Source organism: Streptomyces humidus, assembly GCF_014649655.1.
Taxonomy (GTDB): Bacteria; Actinomycetota; Actinomycetes; order Streptomycetales; family Streptomycetaceae; genus Streptomyces; species Streptomyces humidus.
This window is the reverse complement of record NZ_BMTL01000092.1, coordinates 1-5,060: the sequence shown is the minus strand read 5'-3', so window position 1 is coordinate 5,060 and position 5,060 is coordinate 1. Positions and strand designations below refer to the sequence as shown.

General features: G+C 74.2%; 2 protein-coding genes. Both read left to right on the top strand.

Features of this window, described 5'->3' with window-relative positions; all coding sequences use genetic code 11:
• On the top strand, positions 1-3,017 hold a 3,017-nt coding region (locus IE239_RS41090), incomplete at its 5' end, for an SDR family NAD(P)-dependent oxidoreductase (protein ID WP_229878806.1).
• Between the two features lie 81 nt (positions 3,018-3,098).
• Positions 3,099-5,060, top strand: a 1,962-nt coding sequence (locus IE239_RS41085) for a type I polyketide synthase (protein WP_190154547.1), incomplete at its 3' end; no start/stop codon positions are given.

Genomic DNA, 5,060 nt, shown 5'->3' with positions numbered 1-5,060 from the left:
GGGGTGTCGATGTTGATTGGGGGGCTGCGTTCGACACGCGGGGGGCCCGGCGGGTGGAGCTGCCGACGTATCCCTTCCAGCACCAGCGCTACTGGCTGAAGACGGAACGCGCCGAGGGCGACGTCTCCTCCGCCGGCCTCACCCCGTCCGCACACCCGCTCCTCGGCGCCGCCGTGGACCTGCCCGGAACCGGCGGCGTCGCCTTCACCGGCCGCTGGTCCGTACGCACCCACCCCTGGCTGGCCGACCACGCCGTGTGGGGCACCGCGCTGCTGCCCGGCACCGGCTTCGTCGACCTGGTCCTGACCGCCGGCGCCGAAGCCGACTGCGGCGCCCTCGAAGAACTCGTCATCGAGGCGCCCCTCGTCCTCCCCGAGGACGGCGGCATCCAGGTCCGCGTCGAACTCGCCGCACCCGACGAGACGGGCCGCCGCGCCGTCTCCGTCCACTCCCGCCCCGAGGGCGACGAACCCGACTGGACCCGCCACGCCACCGGCACGCTCGTCCCCGAGGACCTCGACTCCTTCGAGCCCGCCCTCGCCTGGCCACTCGCCGGCGCCACCCCCGTACCCGTCGACGTCGAGTCCGTGTACGCGAACCTGGCCGAACGAGGCTACGAGTACGGCCCCGCCTTCCGCGGACTGCGGAAGGTGTGGACCCGCGACGACGAGATCTTCGCCGAGGTCGCGCTGCCCGAACAGCAGCAGGAGGACGCGGGACACTTCTCCCTGCACCCCGCCCTGCTCGACGCCTCGCTGCATGCCCCGCTGATCCACGGCGCCGGTCTGCCGCGACTGCCCTTCTCCTGGAACGGCATCACCCTGTGGACCCGCGGAGCCTCCCGGCTGCGGGCACACTTCGTGCCCGCGGGCGAGGAGACCTGGCAGGTCACGGTCACCGACCAGAAGGGCGCACCCGTAGCGCGCATCGACGCCCTCATCGGCCGGCAGGTGACCCGGGAACAGCTCGCCGGAGCGCGGCTGGCCCGCGAGGCCGGCTCCTCCCGGCTGGACGAACGGGTCTACGGCACGACCTGGATCCCGGCCGGCGCCACGGAGCCGGCCGCCGCGCCCACCGGCGCCTGGCTGGTCGCCGTACCCGCCGACCGCACGGACGACACCACCGTCACCGCGTGCCTCACCGCCCTCGGCGACCGGGGCGCCCACGTCGTGCCGCTGCCCGTCGACGGACCGGACCGCGACACGCTCACCGGCCTCCTCACCCGCACGGTGAGCGACGCGGTGACCGACGGCCACCCCCTCACAGGCGTCCTGTCCCTGCTCGCCCTCGACGAGACCGGTCACCCCCGCCTTCCCGGAGTGACCGGCGGTCTGGCGGCGACGCTCGCCCTGGTCCAGGCGCTCGGCGACGCCGGTGTCGAGGCACCGCTCTGGCTCGCCACCCAGGGCGCCGTCTCCACCTCCGCCACCGACCCGGTGCGCAGCGCAGACCAGGCCGCCCTGTGGGGACTCGGCCAGGTCGCCGCGCTCGAACACCCGGGCCGCTGGGGCGGACTGGTCGATCTCCCCGCCACCCTCGACAGCGGGACGGGCGCCCGGCTCGCCGCGGTGCTCGGCGGCGGCAGCGGCGACGAGGACCAACTCGCCCTGCGCGACGGCACGGTCCTCGCCCGCCGCCTGGAACGGACACCGCTCCACCGGCCGCAGCCGGACGAGACGCCCTGGCGGCCCACCGGCGCCGTGCTGATCACCGGCGGCACCGGAGCCCTCGGCGGACACGTCGCCCGCCGGATGGCCGCGGCCGGCGCCGGACACCTGGTCCTCGTCGGCCGACGCGGCGCCGACGCGCCCGGCGCCGCGGAACTGACCGCCGAACTCACCGAGGCCGGCGCCCGCGTCACCGTGGCCGCCGTCGACGTCACCGACCGGCAGGCCCTGGCGGACCTGCTGGCGAAGCTGGCGGCGGACGGCGACCCGGTCCGCACGGTGGTGCACGCCGCCGGCGTCAACGGCTTCGGCGCCCTGGCGGAGACGACGCTCGACGACTTCGGCGCCGTCGTCTCGGCCAAGGCGGCGGGCGCCGCCCACCTCGACGCGCTGCTCGGCGACACCCCCCTGGACGCGTTCATCGTCTTCTCGTCCATCGCGGGAGTCTGGGGCAGCGGCAGCCAGAGCGCCTACTCCGCGGCCAACGCCTACCTGGACGCCCTCGCCCTGCGCCGGCGGGGCCAGGGCCGGACCGCCACCTCCGTCGCCTGGGGCGCCTGGGCCGGCGGCGGCATGGTTGACGCCGGCTCGGCGCCGCAACTGCGCCGCCAGGGCATCGAGACCGTACGTCCCGAACTGATGCTGACCGCTCTGGACCGCGCTCTGACGGGAGGTCAGAGCGGACTCGTCGTCGCCCACATCGACTGGAAGCGATTCCACGCGGCGTTCACCGCGCCCCGGCCCTCCGCACTCCTGCGGGACGTACCCGAGGTCCGCCGCATCGCGGCGGCCGAAGCCCGCGCCAGGCGTGCCGACCTCGCCACGGCCGGCTCCCTGCGCGAGCGCCTGGGAGGCCTGGAGGAGAGCGCACAGAACGGCGTCCTGCTCGACCTGGTCCTCGCGGAGACCGCCGTCGTCCTCGGCCACCAGGACGCGCACGCCATCCACCCGGACCGTGCCTTCCAGGAACTGGGCTTCGACTCGCTCACCGCCGTCGAACTGCGCAACAAGCTGTCCGCGGCCACCGGCCTGCGCCTGCCCGCCACACTGCTCTTCGACCACCCGGCGCCGGCCGTGCTCGTCACCCATCTGCGCGAGGCCCTCGCCCCGGAGGGCGGCCCCGCCGTGCACCGGGCGGTCGCCGAGGCCGAGAGGCTCAGGGCCGCGCTCGCCTCCGTGCCCGACGACCGCGCGGTCCGCGCCCAGGTCACCGCCGTCCTTCAGGTCCTGCTGGCCAAGTGGTCCCCGGACACCGCTCAGGACGAAGCGGACGACGACCTCGACTCGGTCACCGACGACGAGGTCTTCGACATCATCGACAACGAGTTCAACGAGTTCACCGCTTCCTGACGCCGTCGCGCCCGCCGCCGCCCCGCCGCCCCCGTCGCCCGTCCGCCGTCAGAAGTCTTTCTCAAGGAGCTGACCTTCACCGTGCCCGACGACAAGAAGTACCGCGAATACCTCAACAAGGCCGTCGCCACCGCCCGGCAGGCGACCCGCCGGCTGCGCGAGGTCGAGGAGAAGGCGTGGGAACCCGTCGCCATCGTCGGTATGGCCTGTCGTCTGCCCGGAGGAGTGACCTCCCCCGAGGACCTCTGGCGGCTGGTGGCCGACGGCGTCGACGGCATCACCCCCTTCCCGGCCGACCGGGGCTGGGACCTGGCGGGCATGTACGACCCGGACCCCGACGTACCGGGCAAGTCCTACGTCCGTGAGGGCGGCTTCCTCGACGACGTGGCCGGTTTCGACGCGCCCTTCTTCGGGATCTCCCCGCGCGAGGCAGTGGCGATGGACCCGCAGCAGCGGCTCCTCCTGGAGACCTCCTGGGAGGTCTTCGAACGCGCCGGCATCGACCCCGCCTCCCTGCGCGGACGCAGGATCGGCCTCTACACCGGTGTCATGCACCACGACTACGCCCCGCGCGTCCGGCAGGTCCCCGAGGACCTGGAGGCGTACCTCGGGCGCGGCAGCACCGGCAGCTTCGCCTCGGGCCGCGTGTCGTACACGCTCGGCATCGAAGGCCCCTCGGTGACGGTCGACACCGCATGCTCCTCGTCGCTGGTGGCCATTCACCTCGCCGTCCAGTCCCTGCGCACCGGCGAGTCGGAGATGGCGCTGGCGGGCGGCGCGGCCGTGATGGCCGACAGCAGGATGTTCGTCGAGTTCTCCCGCCAGCGCGGGCTCTCCCCGGACGGCCGGTGCCGCGCCTTCGCCGCCGGCGCCAACGGCACCGGCTTCTCCGAGGGGGTGGGCGTGCTGCTGCTGGAACGCCTGTCGGACGCCCGCCGCAACGGCCACGACGTCCTCGCGCTCGTGCGCGGCAGCGCCGTCAACCAGGACGGCGCGTCCAACGGCCTCACCTCGCCCAACGGCCCCGCCCAGCGGGAGGTGATCCGGCAGGCGCTGGAGAACGCCCGGCTGTCCGCGGCGGATGTCGACGTGGTGGAGGCGCACGGCACCGGTACCTCCCTCGGCGACCCGATCGAGGCCCAGGCCCTTCTCGCCACCTACGGTCAGGAGCGCCCCGGCGACGGCCGTCCGCTGTGGCTGGGCTCGCTGAAGTCCAACATCGGTCACGCCCAGTCGGCCGCGGGTGTGGCGGGTGTGATCAAGATGGTGGAGGCGATGCGGCACGGTGTGCTGCCGAAGACCTTGCACGTGGACGCTCCGACGCCTGAGGTGGACTGGTCGGCGGGTGCGGTCCGGTTGCTGACGGAGGCGCGGGAGTGGCCGGAGCGGGGCGAGCCTCGGCGGGCCGGCGTGTCGTCCTTCGGTCTCAGCGGCACCAACGCCCACGTCGTCCTCGAGTCCGCGCCGTCCGTGCCGTCCGTGCCGTCCGCGGAGCCCTCGGCCGAGGGCTCCGCGGACGAGGTGTCGCCGTCCGGGGTGTCCGCCTCGGCAGGCCCCGAAGCCGGGGCATCCACCGCAGCCGGCGCGTCCACCGGGTCCACTCCGACGGCCGCCGAACGGGCCTTGCCCCGGGGCGTGGTGCCGCTCGCCCTGTCCGGCAAGACCCCCGACGCCCTGCGCGCCCAGGCGCGACAGCTCGCGGCGTTCCTGGAGGACCGGCCCGACGCCGCGCTGCACGACGTCGCCCTCTCCCTGACCTCACGCACCGCCTTCGACCACCGCGGTGTCGTCGTCGCCGGTACGCACGAGGAGGCGGTGGAACGCCTCACCGCCCTGGCAGGGAACGCGTCGGTACCGGCCGTGGTTCCTGGTGGTTCGGGTGTGGTGTTCGTGTTTCCGGGTCAGGGGGCGCAGTGGGTGGGGATGGCGTTGGGGTTGTTGTCGGCGTCGGTGGTGTTCGCGGAGTGGATGGGGCGGTGTGGGGAGGCGTTGGAGCCGTTTGTGGGGTGGTCGTTGGTGGATGTGTTGGGTGATGAGGAGGCG